This window comes from Psychrobacter sp. 1176_08 (assembly GCF_052850615.1).
In genome coordinates, this window is sequence record NZ_VXCU01000006.1 from 25,044 (window position 1) to 42,807 (window position 17,764).

13 protein-coding genes and 2 pseudogenes are annotated in these 17,764 nt (G+C 40.8%); 1 reads left to right on the forward strand and 14 read right to left on the reverse strand.

The features are described 5' to 3' along the window. Positions 1-44: 44 nt before the first annotated feature. From cmk to FW759_RS09035, 14 genes and pseudogenes are all read right to left on the reverse strand, one after another. Entirely contained in the window at positions 45-788 is a 744-nt protein-coding gene (gene cmk, locus FW759_RS08970) for a (d)CMP kinase (RefSeq protein WP_443530406.1), read from the reverse strand. A gap of 190 nt (positions 789-978) precedes the next feature. Then, the gene (gene tadA, locus FW759_RS08975) at positions 979-1,548 is read right to left on the reverse strand and encodes a tRNA adenosine(34) deaminase TadA (RefSeq protein ID WP_099046691.1); all 570 of its coding nucleotides are present in this window, start codon (positions 1,546-1,548) and stop codon (positions 979-981) included. Continuing rightward, the gene (locus tag FW759_RS08980; protein ID WP_095568843.1) at positions 1,549-2,286 is read right to left on the reverse strand and encodes a uracil-DNA glycosylase; all 738 of its coding nucleotides are present in this window, start codon (positions 2,284-2,286) and stop codon (positions 1,549-1,551) included. Between the two features lie 163 nt (positions 2,287-2,449). Further along, a pseudogene (locus FW759_RS08985) lies at positions 2,450-4,477 on the reverse strand (AAA family ATPase); the annotation flags it as partial. 396 nt (positions 4,478-4,873) lie between these two features. Further along, positions 4,874-4,999, reverse strand: a pseudogene (locus FW759_RS08990) (Clp protease N-terminal domain-containing protein); the annotation flags it as partial. A gap of 730 nt (positions 5,000-5,729) precedes the next feature. Then, a complete protein-coding gene (locus FW759_RS08995; RefSeq protein ID WP_062845859.1) occupies positions 5,730-6,125 on the reverse strand; it encodes an ATP-dependent Clp protease adaptor ClpS in 396 nt (131 codons plus the stop codon). A gap of 261 nt (positions 6,126-6,386) precedes the next feature. Beyond that, positions 6,387-7,151: a hypothetical protein gene (locus tag FW759_RS09000; protein ID WP_443529366.1), complete on the reverse strand. Its 765-nt coding sequence runs from the start codon at positions 7,149-7,151 to the stop codon at positions 6,387-6,389. A 204-nt stretch (positions 7,152-7,355) separates the two neighbouring features. Beyond that, positions 7,356-8,423, reverse strand: coding sequence for an N-acetyl-gamma-glutamyl-phosphate reductase (gene argC, locus FW759_RS09005; RefSeq protein WP_446442778.1), 1,068 nt, complete (start codon positions 8,421-8,423; stop codon positions 7,356-7,358). Positions 8,424-8,552: 129 nt separating this feature from the next. After that, positions 8,553-9,689 (reverse strand): uroporphyrinogen decarboxylase, encoded by a 1,137-nt coding sequence (gene hemE / locus FW759_RS09010; protein WP_446442779.1) that lies wholly within the window; start codon positions 9,687-9,689, stop codon positions 8,553-8,555. Between the two features lie 254 nt (positions 9,690-9,943). Beyond that, positions 9,944-11,116 carry a glutamate 5-kinase gene (gene proB / locus FW759_RS09015; protein WP_062844140.1) on the reverse strand — a complete coding sequence of 391 codons (1,173 nt, stop codon included), beginning with the start codon at positions 11,114-11,116 and terminating at the stop codon, positions 9,944-9,946. 78 nt (positions 11,117-11,194) lie between these two features. Next, a complete protein-coding gene (cgtA, locus tag FW759_RS09020) occupies positions 11,195-12,400 on the reverse strand; it encodes an Obg family GTPase CgtA (RefSeq protein WP_446442780.1) in 1,206 nt (401 codons plus the stop codon). Positions 12,401-12,711: 311 nt separating this feature from the next. Further along, positions 12,712-14,157 carry a glyceraldehyde-3-phosphate dehydrogenase gene (locus tag FW759_RS09025; RefSeq protein WP_446442781.1) on the reverse strand — a complete coding sequence of 482 codons (1,446 nt, stop codon included), beginning with the start codon at positions 14,155-14,157 and terminating at the stop codon, positions 12,712-12,714. A 331-nt stretch (positions 14,158-14,488) separates the two neighbouring features. After that, complete coding sequence (locus FW759_RS09030; protein WP_446442782.1) at positions 14,489-15,649, reverse strand: lipocalin family protein; 1,161 nt, start codon at positions 15,647-15,649, stop codon at positions 14,489-14,491. Positions 15,650-16,102: 453 nt separating this feature from the next. After that, complete coding sequence (locus FW759_RS09035) at positions 16,103-17,200, reverse strand: NUDIX domain-containing protein (protein ID WP_446442783.1); 1,098 nt, start codon at positions 17,198-17,200, stop codon at positions 16,103-16,105. Between the two features lie 307 nt (positions 17,201-17,507). Here FW759_RS09035 and hemP point away from each other — a divergent pair, with 307 nt between their 5' ends. Further along, entirely contained in the window at positions 17,508-17,666 is a 159-nt protein-coding gene (gene hemP, locus FW759_RS09040; protein ID WP_227672156.1) for a hemin uptake protein HemP, read from the forward strand. Positions 17,667-17,764: the final 98 nt, after the last annotated feature.

A 17,764-nucleotide genomic window follows, 5' to 3' on the forward strand; every position in this document is an offset into this window, starting at 1 on the left:
TAAAGCTTATAGTGAAATTTTTAGTACTTAATATGTTGTTTTTATTAACTATTAAAACAAATACCCTTATCTCGACAATGTTGTTTCACTTGCTCATATACAGCATTGGCATCTAAGGTTGAGCTATCAAGTAACAAGGCATCTTCTGCAGGCTTAGACGGTGCAGTTGCACGATTTTCATCACGGTCATCCCGGGCTTTAATCGTCGCTAAAATGGCTTCAAAATCCGCTTCCTGACCAGCTGTCAATAGCTGCGTCACACGGCGATCAGCACGCGCTTCAGCACTTGCGGTCAAAAACACTTTCACATCAGCGTCTGGGAATACCACTGTTCCCATGTCACGACCATCAGCAACCAATCCTGAACGGGTTGCCATGTCTTTTTGGAGTTTAAGCAATGCTTGTCGAACTTCTGGAAATACTGCTATCTGTGAGGCGTAGCCGCCAATTGTTTCGTTACGAACTTGTTCACCAACTGCCTCACCATTCACAATAATATCGACACGGCCTGAGTCATTGTTCGGTACAAAAGATATCTCTAAATTTTGTGTTAACGCTAATACCGCCTGCTCATCAATCGCATTGCTGGTATCTTCGGTAATCAAACCTGCCTCAAATGCTTTAAGACCTACAATACGATATAAAGCACCTGAATCGAGCAACTGATAATTCAAAGCTTGAGCCAAACGCCACGTTACTGTACCTTTACCTGCACCACTTGGCCCGTCAATACAAATGACCGGAAAACGCAATGGTTGCGCTGAACCATTTTCCCTATTACTGGGCATGGGGCTATCAGGTGTAGAAACAGTCATAATACTCACTTAGTGATAGATGATACCTGTATGATCTTTTACAATCTCGCCGTACTTACTTGTTTATCAAATTTTTGACTGCGCTTTTATGATTCCGCAGTCAAATAGGGCAATATTATAGCAAAGAAAGCCAACTATCACTAGCGGCAAGACTAATATCTTGTTAATTGCTTACATTGTCTTCGATTTTCGCGGCTTTACGACGGGCACGAAAAAATGCCTTTAGCATTTGACTGCTATGATGGCTACATAGCCCACTGCTTACTTGCATACGATGATTATAAAAAGGCTGGTTGGGCAAGTCCATCTGACTACCAACCATGCCTGCTCTTGGCTCATTTGCTGCATATATCACTCTACTGACACGTGCATGAATCATGGCACCAACGCACATAGTACAAGGCTCTAGCGTCACATACAGAGTCGTCTGCAATGGCAAGCGGTAATTTTTTAGACGGGCACAGGCATCTCTCAACGCCACAATCTCAGCGTGAGCAGTTGCATCATGACGCCCAATTGGTTCATTGAACCCTTGACCAATAATCTGTTGATTATGTACCAGTATGGCTCCTACTGGCACTTCTCCAAGCACTGCACCTTGTCTGGCAAGCGTTAGTGCTTTTTGCATCCACTGGACGTCTTGAATCTGCCAAAACATATAGGTTTTGAGATCTATACTTGCCAGCTGAGTCGCTAATAATACAGATTGTTGAAAATCAAAAGTATTCATCATTTACTGTGGTAACTGCCAATCGATTGGTGTTTGACCATACTGTTTTAAATAATCATTGGTCTTAGAAAATGGCTTAGTTCCAAAAAATCCCCCACGATTCGCAGCAAGGGGCGAAGGGTGGACAGCCGTTAAAATCAGGTGTTTGTCTGTGTTAATATATTTGCCCTTTTTTTGAGCTTTACTACCCCATAATATAAAGACAGTGTGTTCGGTTTGCTCGTTAATCACGTCAATAACGGCATCTGTAAACTGCTCCCAACCCTGATTTTGGTGGCTATTCGGCTCACTTTCTTTCACAGTCAATGAGCTATTCAAAAGCAGCACACCTTGCTCCGCCCAATAGGTCAAATCCCCGTGATTCGAGGGACGAATACCAATATCATCTGCCATCTCTTTTAATAAGTTATTCAGTGAAGGTGGCTTTGGTATGGCTTTAGGTACCGAAAAAGATAACCCCATTGCTTGACCTGGACCATGATAAGGATCTTGCCCCAAAATCACGACTTTTACTTGTGACAAAGGTGTCAAATTAAAAGCATTAAATATCAAAGGAGCTGGTGGGTAAATACTTTCGTTTGATTGATAGGCACTCTTTAAAAAGGCTCGTAAATTATCCATATTATCAGACGTGAGTTCTTCTGCTAATGCCTTTTTCCAGTCTTCTGGCAAACGCACGTTGTCTAAAATGGCTTGCTTTTGTTCGGCTGTTTTTGTCTTCGGCTCATCAAACAGTTCCATAATATATCCTTTATATTTGTTATAAATAGAGAAAAGAAGCACGTGAATACTTTTTAAGCTATAGCCAAAAAATAACCTATTGGCGTAATCATAAATTATAACAATAAAAAAACGGCTACCCCACTAACATGGTAACCGTTCTTATAATATTGGTACGAATGATTTAACTGGCTAGTGATTCAGAGTCTGGATGTGGCTCATGAGTCTCTACGACTGTTAAGACAATACGACTACTTGCTGAACCCTTATCTGAATTTTTACTCAACTTCACTGCTGCCTCATCTTTTGAATCGGTCGCTTCAGGTTCTAAAGTAAGATGTACTACCCCGCCGTTGACCAAATCACCAAACAAAATCATACTGGCCAATGGCTTTTTGATCTCGTCTTGAATCAAGCGCTGCATTGGACGGGCACCCATCAAGCGATCATAACCTTTGTTCGCCAAATAGTCGCGTACCTCATCATCAATCTCTAGCGTTACTTGTTTATCATCAAGCTGTACTTGTAGCTCAACCAAGAACTTATCAACCACTGAAACCACGACTGAGGTATTCAATGGATTAAATTGAATAATCGCATCCAATCGGTTGCGGAACTCAGGTGTGAAGACACGTTTAAGAGCTTCGGTATTATCGCGACTATGATCTTGCTGGGTAAAGCCCATAGAAGAGCGACTAATACTATCGGCGCCAACGTTTGTGGTCATAATCACAATGACCTGCTTAAAGATGGCAACACGACCATTGTTATCCGTCAACGTACCATGATCCATAACCTGCAATAGTAAGTTGAAGACATCAGGGTGCGCCTTTTCAATCTCATCAAGCAACAATACGCAATGTGGATACTGATTGATTTTTTCGGTCAGCAAACCACCTTGATCATAACCGACATAACCTGGAGGCGCACCAATCAAGCGTGACGCTGTGTGGGCTTCCATATACTCTGACATATCAAAGCGTACCAGCTCTACCCCTAATAAGCTTGCCAATTGACGTGACACTTCTGTCTTACCAACCCCGGTTGGGCCAGCGAACATAAACGAACCAATAGGCTTATCTGGCGCTTTAAGACCAGCGCGTGATAACTTGATCGCGTCAGCCAAGGTCTCGATGGCTTCATCTTGACCAAATACCAAATGCTTAAGATCACGATCTAAGTGCTCAAGAATACTCTTGTCATCGCTCGACACGGATTTGGGCGGAATACGCGCAAGTTTTGCGATAATGGCCTCAATGTCTGCCACATCGATCTTTATTGGTGGCTTCTTCTTGCTTTTAGACGTTTTAATTTTATCAGACGATTGAGCACGATCATTGGCTTTTGCCGTATCGGCCTCACTCTTCATTTCGTTGTCAACACCCTCGTTATCGGTGTCAAAACCTTCATCACTATCTATTTGCGAGTCAAAGTCTTGCTCTATATCAGCAATGAAGCTTTCTTCGGCATCGATATCAGCAGCATCAGGAATCACACCCAAACGCTTATAAGCACCTGCCTCATCAATCACATCAATCGCTTTATCCGGTAAAAAACGCTCATGAATATGCTTAGCAGATAACTGTACCGCAGACACTAAGGCTTCATCCGTATACTCAACGTTGTGAAATTCTTCATAACGCGGTTTGAGACCTCGCAAAATGTCGATACTGTCATCAACACTTGGTTCTTTCACATCAATTTTTTGGAAACGACGTGACAATGCATGATCTTTTTCAAACACTTGACGATATTCGGTAAAGGTTGTTGAACCAATACAACGCAGCTCACCATTTGCAAGTGCTGGTTTGATCAGATTTGACACATCCATATTACTGCTCATTGACGACCCTGCGCCAATAATCATATGTATCTCATCAATGAACAAGATGGCATTTGGTTTTTTCTTAAGTGCATCAAGCAGCGATTTCATACGTTTTTCAAAATCACCACGATATTTAGTACCAGCGATTAAAGAACCAATATCTAAACTATAAATGACACAACCATTAAGTGGTTTTGGTGCTCTGTCATTGATAATTAACCACGCCAAACCTTCAGCAATGGAGGTTTTACCAACGCCTGGTTCACCAACTAGCAATGGGTTGTTTTTACGGCGACGGCATAGGACTTGGGCGGCACGCTCAATTTCAGAAGCACGACCAATCAATGGATCTGTTTTACCTTCAGCAGCACGCTGGTTCAGATTGGTAGCAAACTCAACCAACGGATCTTTACTGGTTTTTTCAGAGGCACTTCGGCGCTCACCCGTCATAGAAGCACGTGGCTCAGATGGCTCATCTTTGTCTTGACCGTGTGAGAGATATTGAGTCAGCTCAAGACGACTGATGCCCTGCTTTTTAAGCAAATAAACTGCATAGGTATCATGCTCTGAGAACATAGACACCAAGATATCCGAACCTTCAACAAGACGGCCACCACCAATAGACTGCACATGAAAAATGGCACGTTGTAAGATACGATCAAAGCTTTGTGTTGGTTGTGGTGACTGTTCAGTATCTGCATCGACGGTTGGCGTGTGCTTATTAATATAAGCTTCAAGCTCAGTACGCAGCGTTGAAACGTTAGCATTACATGCCGTCAATGTATTGGCAGCATGAGTATTTTCTAATAACGCTAATAGTAAATGTTCAACAGTAAGATACTCATGCGATTTTTGGCGCGCAAGTGTCATTGCTAAACGCAAAGAAACTTCAAGATGACGACTTAACATAACGGCTTCCTACGGTTATACCTATCTTTATAATTGATAGCTTTATTAATGAGTTAGTAAGTAAATCAGGGCAATAGATGGATTGTTCAAGGGCAATATATATATTATTAAATAGGTAGCGATAAATAAGATGACTCATCCCTCATTTTGATATTTTCTGATTACCTATCATAGATAACGCTTCTTGATAATTGCTATCCGCTTTGTCTTTATCTCAACACGATACTCAAGCAGAGTCAATCTATTAACGCAGACTAAAATGTATCGAAGCATACGGCTCGTTACGCCTGTCAGCATAGATAAGTAAATAAAACGTTAGATGACTTAAAAAGCTTAAAAAATGACAGAAATACAAAATGAGAATATAGAGAATTTGAAGGAGCTTTGTTTAAGCAAAATGCTTAATAAATATAGAAAGACTCTAGATACTGTTAAAAAACAATGAGGATGAAATCATGACTATATAAACCATTATTTGGTGGTTCAATAGATTATATGAGGTTATATTAAAGAAAAATCAAGACAATGATGAGATAAGCATTAACAGAAAAATTTTTATAAGAAAGAATTTTTGAAGACAAAAGCATGCTTCAAAGCCCCTATCACACTTATCAATAATGTCAGCTGTTTAAAGAGCTTTGAGAATCATATGATGTTGCAAGTAACACAAGAGATGAAGCAATTTGTAGTGACGTAAAAAATCTCGTAGAAGAAGATTTCAAAACAATAGTTATTCGCCTTGATGTGGCTCTATTTGAGTTAATAAAGGATAGCCTTCACGATGTGCAAGACTGTTGACCTTTTTAGCCTTGGTCTCGGCAATGTCCTTAGGATAAATACCAGCAATTCCTTTACTACTATTGTGTATCGTCAGCATAATTTCAACTGCCGAATCCATACTATGACGGAATTCCGACTGTAAAACATAGACCACAAACTCCATAGGAGTATAGTTGTCATTGTACATTACGACTGCATACATTGGCGGCTTAGCCACCTCTGGCTCCGCGACGAGTACATCAGCTTGCGGTGAGGTTTCGTTATCTGTATCGCCTTCTTGCGCACGATGAGCTGGCATATTGGGAAAGTGCCAATCTAAAACAGTGGGCGTTGCTTCAAGTATCATTTGTTTCATAATAGTAGCAATAAAATTATAAGGTAAGTTTGGGTAGAAAAGAGTAAAAAGTTAGAGAGTCGCATACCATATCTGCCCATCAAAGAGCCAATAAAGTACTTGTTATATTCACTTATCAAGTATACAGATTTTGCCCGCATCAATCTTATCAAGAGTGAGATAGAAAACAACTTAAAGTCATTTTATACAACCCCTATCTTTACTGAGGTTTGTAGCGTCGTTTAACTGATGCTTTCATCAATCAATATACAATTAAGGCTCAATAGGGCTTTCATCGACTTCTGATAAGTCGAGAAGTGAGAGAGGCATGTTATCAACGCTGGCTCCTAGCGACCAGTTGTATAATTGCTCTACCTTTTGTCCACCTGCTTGCAGATTGAGTTTAACCTGTAAAGGTCTAAAGCCTGTTGGCATCGTAAAACGACCACGAATACGAGTAATACCGTCAATGGTATAAACAGCTGGATCTAATGGCACTTCAACTAAAGAGTTATCATTAAGCAGTGTCAATGTTGGCTGTAAGCGTTTGGCTTGACCATCACTACTCAGCATCCCAACATCAAAACCATACTCAAACGAGTTCTCAGGTAGGGGTTTGATTTTTGCACCAAGTATCTTCAATGGCATACCGCCTTGATCAACAACAATCTCGGCATATGCTTCATTGAGTTGTGCAAGTTGTCTATTTTCGACCGTTAATTCTTTTTGGTTTTCACGCAACTCTTTGATATTGGCCAAACTTATTGCCAATTCTTGCTTAGCAGTAGCTGATTGCTTAGTCGCTATTTTGTTACTCAGGCGCAGTTTTTCAAGCTCTTTGGTCGCTTCACTGCTGTTAATCATCGCCTGTTTGGTTTCCGTCTGCATAGAATGAAAACCGCGTTGATAGCCCAGTTTGTGTCCAAATAACAATCCAACCGTAGCCGTTACCAAAACCACTACCACGAATAACGCCAACAACAATGTGGACGCCCCTCGCTGCCCTTTACCTGCCGCAATTATTGGTTCATTGCTCATATCAAGAGAATATAATCTATGTTCTCCATAACGCAAAGCAGAGTTTTGGCACGATAAACGTGTTGGTTGTGAGCAAAAGCGTTGTACGAACTTAACACGCATTTAGACAATATCTCTTAACAGAAAAGGCAAGCCATTATAGCGGAATTTATAATCAATACCTAGCATCATAAATATGAACAACGTGCGAGTAACATGTCTTTATTAAGGGACAATAGGCGCAAAATTTAACCCCATAGACTCATCAAAACCGAACATAACATTCATATTTTGCACCGCTTGCCCAGCCGCACCTTTCACTAAGTTATCTTGTACTACGATAATGGTCAGCTCAGCACGTTCATTGTCTTGATGTACAGCAATACGTAAGCGATTACTAGCGCGAACGCTACGCGTGTCAGGATAAATACCCTTTGGCATAACGTCGACAAACGGCTCTGACGCATAGGTATTTTCAAATGCTTGCTGCCAATCAATAGCCGCACCTGCCTCAGTCAACTCCATATGGATAGAGCTCAGCATGCCACGAATCATTGGTACAAGGTGAGGCAAAAAGCGGATACGATGCGTAAACTGACTGTCTAGTAATTGTGCAACGCCTTGCTCGATCTCTGGCAGATGACGATGCCCTTCAACACTATATGCCTTAAAATTATCTGTCGTTTCAGCATAGTTTAAAGCAAGCTTTGCCTGACGACCGGCGCCTGAAACGCCAGATTTTGCATCAATAACAATACGTGACTCAACCAACCTTTCTACTTGCTGATTTTGAGTTTCAATTATCGGTTTCAAACCCAAAATAGCAGTGGTCGGATAACAACCTGGATTTCCCACTACCAAAGCGCTCGCAAGCTTTTCTCGATTGACTTCAGGTAAGCCATATACTGCTGTTTTTAATAAATCAGGACAAGCGTGCGACTGTTGATACCAATGTTCGAAATCTGCCAATGACTGCAAGCGAAAATCAGCAGCCAAATCAATCACCTTGACACCAGCTTGTGTCAACGCTTCCGCCTGCTGCATTGCAACACCATGGGGCGTGGCAAAGAAAACCACATCGCACTGTTGTAATGTTGCAAGTGTATTGTCTCCTAAGTCACTAAAGACAATGTCTGACACACCGCGCAAGCTTGGAAATATCTCGTCAGCTCTTGTACCTGCTTCACTACGTGAGGTAAGCAGATCAATAGACACTTCAGGATGTGCAGATAATAAACGAATCAGTTCAATACCTGTATAACCTGTACCACCAATAATCGCTGCCGAAATCATAAGATGTCCTTTTTCTATTACGCAGTAAATACTAGAGTGTGACCTCTATTTTTGAGCTTAAAATTAACTTTGTGGTCACAAAAACGATAATCACTAGAGCTATAATATGGCTACTAGTATTCAGATTCTTTAAATTTGATACTCATGTACAGCATCGATAAATACTTTGGCATTATCTGGGTTGACCCACTGGGTAATACCATGGCCTAAGTTTGCTATATAACCTGTTTTTTCGCCGCTAGCATAAGCACTATCTAGCATCGCTTTTACTTCGCTGCGGATAGTTGTAGGTGAACCATACAATGTGGCGGGGTCTAAATTACCTTGAATGGCTTTGCTACTTTGTAGTTTTTTATGCTGCTTGGTTAACTGGCGCTGACTTTCAGTCAATACCTGTCTTGCACGATCAATTGGCATCGTCCAGTCTAAACCTAATGCATCAGCCTCGCTGTCTGCTTGGACATCAAGCCACAATCCACCACCTTTGGTAAATAAAACCACAGGAATTTGTGGGTGACGTACTTTTAATTCAGCGACAATGCGTTTGTTGTATGCATGAGAAAACTCGATAAACTGACGATGACCAAGTGCTCCGCCCCAGCTATCGAATATTTGTAATACTTGCGCACCAGCAACAACCTGTGCATCCAAATAATCAATAACGGCTGTCGCAAGCTTATCTAATAATTGATGTAAAAACTCAGGATTACTATATAAGAAACCTTTGGTATAACGATAATCCTTTGAGCTCCCGCCTTCAATCATGTAAGTGGCTAGCGTCCATGGACTACCAGAAAAACCAAACAAAGGCACTTGACCATTAAGCGCTTTACGAATACTTGTCACAGCGCGCATAACGTAATCTAAAGAATCATTAGCATCCAGTACTGGCAATCTATCAAGATCTGCCTGCTGGCGGATAGGGTATTTGAATTTAGGACCTTCTCCAGTCTCAAAATACAGCCCCAGCCCCATAGCATCAGGAATAGTCAAGATGTCACTAAACAAAATAGCCGCGTCCAAATCATAACGGCGTAACGGTTGTAAAGTCACTTCAGTAGCGCGAGCAGTATCTTTGCACAAACTCATAAAATCACCCGCTTCTGCACGAGTCGCTTTATATTCAGGCAGATACCGACCCGCTTGACGCATCATCCAAACTGGTGTGGTATCTATCGACTCAAAACGTAGCGCTCGTAACAGTCTGTCGTTTTTTAAAGGTGCAAACTCTTGCTGGATCGAGCTACTATTGTCTGAAGCACTCATGTACAAATCCCCAAATCATCACTGTATTCATCCTAAATAAAGAATACAATGATGAATAAAAAAGTTAGATAAAAGAATTATAGACGATCATTACATATAGATTAGATTGGCCAATCTAGAATCACTTGATAATACGTACAGTATGATTTTCTAGACTTTTTAAAATTGCCCAAACAAAAAATGCAACATTAACGACTAGCAATAACTTACCAACGAAACGTACCACATAGCCAATGCTCTGTACTTCTAATACGCTACACTGTCAACGCCAAATTATCACGATGCACCATAACGACCCGCTCTTCGCTACTGCCAAAAATCTTGTCAAATTGCTCAGTACGTTCACGAGCCACACGGCGTGCATCATGTGATGAGAAGTTGACCTGCCCAACTGCAATACGTTCGCCCGTATCCTGATGGACAATTTCTACGACATCGCCTTCATCAAAACCACCACGAACTTCTACAACACCAACCGGTAGCAAGCTTCTATTGTGTTCAGTTAATGCTCTTGCAGCACCAGCATCAACAACCAAGCTGCCTGACATACGTAGATGCGCTGCAAGCCATTGTTTGCGAGCAATGATTTTGTCCTCTTCGTTAGTCGTCAGTAATGTACCAACTGCTTCGCCTGAGACCACACGAGTAATGACATCGTCAATAGCACCGCTCACAATAACTGTTGGGCAACCACCCATCGCTGCAAGGCGACCGGCACGAATTTTGGTCAACATACCACCGCGTCCAAGCTTACCGCCGTCACCTGCGATATCAAATAAATAATCAGCCATTGCACGCTCTTGACGAATCATTTTAGCATCAGGATTGTCACGCGGGTTATCTGTGAAGACACCTTCTTGATCAGTTAAAATAATATATAAATCGGCATTAACCATGGCAGCCGCCATCGCACCCAATGTATCATTATCGCCAAATTTAATCTCATCAATCGTGATGGTATCATTTTCATTAATAACAGGTAATACGCGCCAGTCCAATAACTGCGTCAGCGCCCCTGTTGTATTAAGATAACGGCTACGATTAGACAAATCATCATGAGTCAATAATAATTGCGAGCTTTGAATACCATGCTGGATCAATGCTGACCACCAGGTTTCAATCAATCCCATCTGTCCAATAGAAGCACAGGCTTGTAGCGCTGCTAGTTTTTTGGGTCGTTCCTCAAGGTTCATACGTACCACGCCTTCGGCAACAGCACCCGAAGATACCAGTAATACTTCCACCCCTTGTTTATGCAGTTTTGCGATTTGCTTTGCCCATTCATATATGGCAGTACGATCTAGCCCTCGACCATTATTTGTCAATAATGATGAGCCAATCTTGACAATAACGCGCTGAATGTCGAAGTTACGATTTTGCTTAATAAATCTTGCTTCTTCGGTCGTATTTGCTATGTCAACTGCCATATAAACTCCTATTTATTATACGAATTGATTACGGGGGTTATTTAAAAAATTCAAATATACTTACTCAAGCGTATTGGTTTAAGGAACGTACACCACCTCAACTCCATCGTCGTCATCGCCATTAAAATCAGACAAGTCTAAACCTTCGCGCGCCGCCCTGCGTGCTGCACGATACGCTTCACGCTGTGCTTCGGTATTTAAGCGTACTTCAGCTTCTAAACGCTCGAAACGTTCTTTTTGTGCTTCAGCAAAGATAGGATCTTCTATCTCACGCTCGCGCTCAAGCTCAATATCATTCATCAAATGATATTTAACGGCATCCACACCTTCACCAGTCAAGGTTGCAGTGCGAAAGACCATACCTGTCCAACCAAGTTCAGCCACGATATGTGTGCACAGCTCGTTTAAGTCCTCTTCATTGACCTGATCGATTTTATTTAATACCAAAATCTGCGGCAAGTTAGCCAATTCTGGAGAAAAACGCTCAAGCTCATTTAAGATAACGCGAGCATTCTGTACAGGGTCACTGCCATCAACAGGCTTGACATCAACCAAGTGTAGCAAACGACGCGTACGCGCAACGTGCTTCAAGAAGCGAATACCAAGTCCTGCACCTTCTGACGCGCCTTCAATCAGACCAGGGATATCTGCCATTACAAACGAGCGATGACGACCAATATCAACCACACCCAAATTTGGTACAAGCGTGGTAAATGGATAATCTGCTACTTTCGGTCGCGCAGCAGAAACCTGTCGAATAAAAGTAGATTTTCCTGCATTGGGCAAGCCAATTAATCCAACGTCAGCCACCACTTTTAGCTCAAACTTAAGGACTTTTAACTCACCTTCAAAACCAGACGTCGCTTTACGCGGTGCTTGGTTAGTAGAGCTTTTAAAATGAGTATTACCCAAACCACCATCGCCGCCTTTTGCGATCAGTAAGGTTTGACCAATTTCAATCAAATCACCTAACACTTCATCAGTTTCAGTATCAACCACAGTTGTACCCACTGGTACGGGTAAATAAAGATCATCCGACCCCTTACCTGAACAGTTTCTACTATGACCATTTTCAGCGCGCATCGCATCGTGACGACGTGTATAACGATAGTCAACTAGCGTGTTTGTGTTGTCTTCTGCAATGACGTAAACATCTCCGCCTTTACCGCCATCACCACCATCAGGTCCACCGCGCGGCACATATTTTTCTCGGCGAAAACTGGCGATTCCATTACCACCGTCACCTGCTTTTACCGTTACGACGGCTTCATCAATAAATCGCATCTTACGTTCCTTAATTCACAATCCAGTTTATGTACTGGTACAACCCACGGCTGTATTTTTAGGTTTTCACTATATTCTATATTGTTCTAAATGAATGCTGTCACTTTCATATACTATCGACAACATACATTAAATTTGTATATGCCATCCGTTATGACAATAACACCCGATAATCAATCGGACTATCGGGTGTTTGGGTATGACATTTCAGATGCTGCCTCACATTACTGCTAACAATAACAATAAGCGCAGCTTTAGCATTATGCTTACTATATCATTTTACCGCATCTGAATTTTAACATATTGACAATTTATGCTGGAATCTGAGTATAACTGATGCCTGCCATTTGCGTTGCCAAACGTAGTACTTGGGTGCTATACCCTACTTCGTTATCATACCAAATGTAAACGATGGCATGATTGTCCGTCAAGATAGTGGCTTGTGCATCAACAATGCCTACATGAGTATCACCAACAAAGTCAGTCGAAACAGCTTCTGTAGAATCTGTATAAGCAATCTGAGTCTGCCAAGTGCTGCTGTTAGAGATATTGCGTAAGAACTCATTTAACGCTTCTACGCTTTTTGGTGCAGTTTTTAGATTTAGGTTTAAAATTGCTAAGCTAACGTTTGGCGTTGGCACACGAATCGCATTGCCTGTTAATTTACCGCTCAACTCTGGTAGTGCTTTGCCAACCGCTTTTGCTGCGCCTGTACTGGTAATGACCATATTAAGTACAGCACTGCGACCACGTCGGTCAGCCTTATGATAATTATCGATTAGGTTTTGATCGTTAGTAAATGAATGAATCGTTTCAACATGACCATTTTCGATACCATACTTATCATTTAATACTTTTAGCGTAGGTGTAATCGCATTGGTGGTACAGCTAGCAGCACTGACAATCGTATCTTCGCCAACCGTGTCATTATTGACGTTGTAAACGACGTTTTTGATATTACCACCAGCAGGGGCAGTTAGCAGAACCTTTTTCACACCAGTAGACTGTAGGTGCTTACCAAGACCTGCTTCATCTTTCCAAATACCTGTATTATCGATAACCAAGGCATTGTCGATACCGTATGCCGTATAGTCGATATCACTTGGGTCATTGGCATAAATAACTTGTACAAAACGGCCATTAATGATTAAACCATTGTTTTGCTCATCAACCACAACACCGCCAGCAAAGCTACCATGAATCGAATCACGCTCTAATAATGACGCGCGTTTTGCCAAATCACCAGCAGCAGCAGGACGTACAACAATGGCTTTTAACTGTAGACCTTTAGCGCTTGACGCTTGTGACAATAATAAGCGCGTCAGGATACGTCCAATACGGCCAAAACCATATAATACAGTATCAGCTGCAGCATTGACGGTATTACTATCGGTGTTTACTGCTTGAAGCGCAGTCTGTAGATCGCTGTCATTAGCAATTAATTGACCAACATCCACTTGTGCTGACTGAAGACTATCATTAGCAGCTAATGCCTTTACCATTGCTAGAGTATCAGCAATATCGATAGCCTTAGCGGTCTGGTTACGTAACGCTGTTTTTTGATGCAATGCCAATATCTGACCAGTTGAAGTCGTATTAAGCGTATCACCGAACAAGGTCACTTGCACATCTTGCTCGTTATAGAGTTTATTCAGTAACCCAATAAGCTCAATTGCTTTTTGTTCTTGATTATTATAGTTGCTTAAATGGTCTTGATGTAGTTGGCGTAAGGTATCAGCGTTGCTCACGAGAAACATCCTTATGGTCAGTAGTATGTGATCAATAACGTATGAAGAAAAATATAAGAAGTAATAATAGATAGTCTAAGCAATCACTCTAATCCATCAAGCAAACATAATGAATGTAAGTTATTGACAATAGAGTATTTAGATCGCGTATATTTTAGCCTAAAACGCCTTATTTTGCCAGTGATAACCGATCTACTAGTGTTATAAGGCGTTTTATTACGATTCATTGGTCACAAAAAAATAAAATAGAAATCAATTGCGTCAATTCTTTACATGTACTGTACTAACCAATGAAAACCTCTTAGTATTAAAAAGCTATCTCAGTTTTATATTTAAACTATTACGGCACCAATCGAGTGGTTTGGTTTGTCTGCGGTGTTAATTTAAATTCTTTCAAATCATAACCTTGTTGCTGCGCAATTTGACGATACTTGGCATAAGTTTCTTGACTGATATTTGGCGAACGAGCCAACAGCCACAAATAGTCTTTATCAGGTGTCCCAACCAATGCGGTCTTATAATCAGGATCACGTGCTAACACCCAATAGTCTGCACGGCCAACTGGTAACCAACGAATCCAAGATGGCAAAAAGGTCACTTTTAATTTACTACCAGTATCATCTGCTGGTTTGGCTAAACCTTCAGCTGTGATCTCAGAGCCATCTTCACCCATACATTTATTAGTAACTACAATGCCTGAGCCATCTGTCTTTTCGGTATAGTTCGCTGTAACGTTACCAGCACACTTACGCTGGAAATACATAGGCAAACGACCTATTTCATACCAAGTACCTGAGTATTTTTTTAGATCCACACTATCGACTGTGGTTGGCGTACTAGCAGACTTGTGTATGATCGCCTCAGGCTTAATTGATATATTCTCTTTCGCCATTGTATTTGCCGCTACATTTGCTTTAGTAGCATTATTTATTGGCGGTGTTGCAGCATAAGCTGAAAACGCAGCTAAAGGTATGATAATCGCTAAAGCAATACCTGTGTGCTTGATCAATCCATTCATGAATACGCGCTCCGGTATTTCTTTATATGAAGTAATTTTTGGGGATAATGAATCAACATCTTGTCCCAGATCTTCTGTTAAGTTGTTCTCTTGCTCTTCTACAAACTTTGACATCAATGGTTCTTTTTTACTTAACTTCTGCTTACTTAACTTCTGCGGCTGCTTGTAGTTATTGAGCATCTCGAAATCTCCATTGATCTTATCATTCGTTATACTGCCACGATTAGTCGCAATGGGGTCTTTCGTCTGCTTAGCACTTTTATATCCAAAATAGCCGTCTTGCTCAGATACATTGTCAGCTAAAGGATGAGAATAATCATCGTTCGAACTAGCATGGTTATAGCTAGAATCGTTGCTCGCATAGCTGGTCTGAGCGTTATTATCTTTTTGATAATAGCGGCTCGACTGGCTAGCCTGCGGAGACTGAGAACCAGCTTCCTGTGAATCAGGCCATGCTGATTTAGGTAACTTATTGGTTTTCATATGGGTACCATTGTTAATAATGTTAGTTAAAGTGTCTTATACGTCGTTAATTATATTTAGTATCTTATTTGTCGCTCATATTGGAAAATATATCCAGTAAGCGTATGAATATTATAAAAATTACAGGTCATCAAAATAGTAATAAAACGTTTGTGTGAACATTTGACTTAGTAGAAGTACCACAAAGACGCTTTGTTTAGGTAGTTTATATTAAGGACAGATGAGCAGTTAAAACAGTGTCGCAATGTAGGAAAAAGCAACGGTTTGTAAGTAACTATGTGTTTATGCTATGGAATAAACACATAGTTACTTAGCAGATAAATATGTTAAAGATCCGTTATTTAAAATAGGATTTTCTAATAAGCAACAGTCTTAAACAACGTTATATTGAGATCTGAATAGTTAATTAAAAATGAGAAGTTAGTATTATGAAATATTTTTTAGACTTTGAAATTAGTAGAACTGCCGGATGCCAGCCACACTGATACCACCATACGTTAAAGCTTGATCAATCATTGCAGGTGATAAACCGCCTAGACCGATGATAGGCATATCAGCCAATTGTGCCAAACTTGACCATGTCTCCCAACCGAGCGGCTCAGCATGAGGGTGTGTTTGAGTCATCAATATAGGTGATAAAAAAGCGCCAATTACTGGTGGTAATTGTTGCTGTAGACGGGTGCTGGCAAGGTGATTGGCTGCATTAATACTAGCAGCATCATGACAGCTGACGAACAATGGATGCATATGCGAAATAAGCTGAGTAGATACACTACTGTCTTGAATACTGTCGAACCATTGCATTAATGTAGTATGCGTTAAGTGATGAGCAACTATTTGCTCAGAAGTATGTTTATTTTCAACGATCAGCTCTTCAGTCACTAAAAACGGATGATCAAAATCATGAGATAAAATTACCGAGATATCTGGACGCTGATGCATTAAGCGCCCGACTATATCCTCTGACATCGCGTCTTTTACTCGCATATATACCCAGCTTTTTGAGACTAGGTTTTCTTGATGATACTGTAGCCAAGCTGATCTTGGATCAGAATGCGTCTTGAAATGTGTTAACGGATAGGTAATTGCGATGGTTGTTGGCACGCTTAACCATCCAAGAATGGTCTTATTGGCTGCTGGTAAAGCGTATAGCCCTGCTAACAAATCAAGTTTATTTACCCATACCAGTGCCTGACCTTCTAATCCATATTGACAATGCTTGTGCTGCTCATACTGCGCCGTGGTTAGTTCAATCTTATAAACCTGCAAGCTCACTTGCTTATCGCCATAGTCGTGATGCAGCCGGCCAAGTTTGACGATAGTGTTATCTTGGACGGCGATACCAGCCTCTTCAGCAACCTCTCGAATAACTGCTTGCTCTCCGCTTTCATTGTTGTCTATCTTGCCACCTACAAACTCATAACGGTTGCCTTGGTGTTGAGCTGCATCTCTAAATCCTAGTAAATACTGGTCTTTGTGATGAATGACTGCCACTGCTACGTTTACGATGGCTTTTTGACTTTCTCGGTTTTTATTTGCTTTACTTGACATAGTATTCCATTTCTACTGTTATCGTGACTTTTGCGCTTTCTGACTAAGCTAAGTAAAAACTGTTTCTTTAGTCGTTAAACTATTGATTATGATAATTATTTTTATAAAAAATGCTTGATAAAAATACTTTATGTGTATCGGTTAAGATAAGTTTACATAATAACTGCATTTTATTTTATAAATTGACTTGCAAAATAACCGAATGTAAATGATAATTATTATCGTTAAAAGGCAGTCACACTATTATTGATTTATTCAGCTATTAATTTATTCAGCCACTTTTTATCAAAAGGAATTTGCCATGAGTATGGTCATCTCTCGTTATTTAAATTGCCGTGAAAACCGTCTACCAACGCTACAATCACAACACCTTTTTGCCTTAACTAAAGAAGTAAGAATCGAGCATGAAGGTGAAGAGTATCGTTTGCGCCTAACACGCAACAACCGCCTTATTTTAACCAAATAAATTTATTGGTTTCAACGTCGGATTAATTATAAAAAAACGCCTTCATTAAAAGGCGTTTTTTGTTGGTTCTAAATTATATCGTCATCATTACAGTCTTT

Excerpts from the sequence above, each read along its gene's own strand:
- cmk (WP_443530406.1), bottom strand. The coding sequence starts at position 788 with ATGCCCAGTAATAGGGAAAATGGTTCAGCGCAACCATTGCGTTTTCCG.
- tadA (WP_099046691.1), bottom strand. The coding sequence starts at position 1,548 with ATGATGAATACTTTTGATTTTCAACAATCTGTATTATTAGCGACTCAG.
- FW759_RS08980 (WP_095568843.1), bottom strand. The coding sequence starts at position 2,286 with ATGGAACTGTTTGATGAGCCGAAGACAAAAACAGCCGAACAAAAGCAA.
- FW759_RS08995 (WP_062845859.1), bottom strand. The coding sequence starts at position 6,125 with ATGATACTTGAAGCAACGCCCACTGTTTTAGATTGGCACTTTCCCAAT.
- FW759_RS09000 (WP_443529366.1), bottom strand. The coding sequence starts at position 7,151 with ATGAGCAATGAACCAATAATTGCGGCAGGTAAAGGGCAGCGAGGGGCG.
- argC (WP_446442778.1), bottom strand. The coding sequence starts at position 8,423 with ATGATTTCGGCAGCGATTATTGGTGGTACAGGTTATACAGGTATTGAA.
- hemE (WP_446442779.1), bottom strand. The coding sequence starts at position 9,689 with ATGAGTGCTTCAGACAATAGTAGCTCGATCCAGCAAGAGTTTGCACCT.
- proB (WP_062844140.1), bottom strand. The coding sequence starts at position 11,116 with ATGGCAGTTGACATAGCAAATACGACCGAAGAAGCAAGATTTATTAAG.
- cgtA (WP_446442780.1), bottom strand. The coding sequence starts at position 12,400 with ATGCGATTTATTGATGAAGCCGTCGTAACGGTAAAAGCAGGTGACGGT.
- FW759_RS09025 (WP_446442781.1), bottom strand. The coding sequence starts at position 14,157 with ATGTTTCTCGTGAGCAACGCTGATACCTTACGCCAACTACATCAAGAC.
- FW759_RS09030 (WP_446442782.1), bottom strand. The coding sequence starts at position 15,649 with ATGAAAACCAATAAGTTACCTAAATCAGCATGGCCTGATTCACAGGAA.
- FW759_RS09035 (WP_446442783.1), bottom strand. The coding sequence starts at position 17,200 with ATGTCAAGTAAAGCAAATAAAAACCGAGAAAGTCAAAAAGCCATCGTA.
- hemP (WP_227672156.1), top strand. The coding sequence starts at position 17,508 with ATGGTCATCTCTCGTTATTTAAATTGCCGTGAAAACCGTCTACCAACG.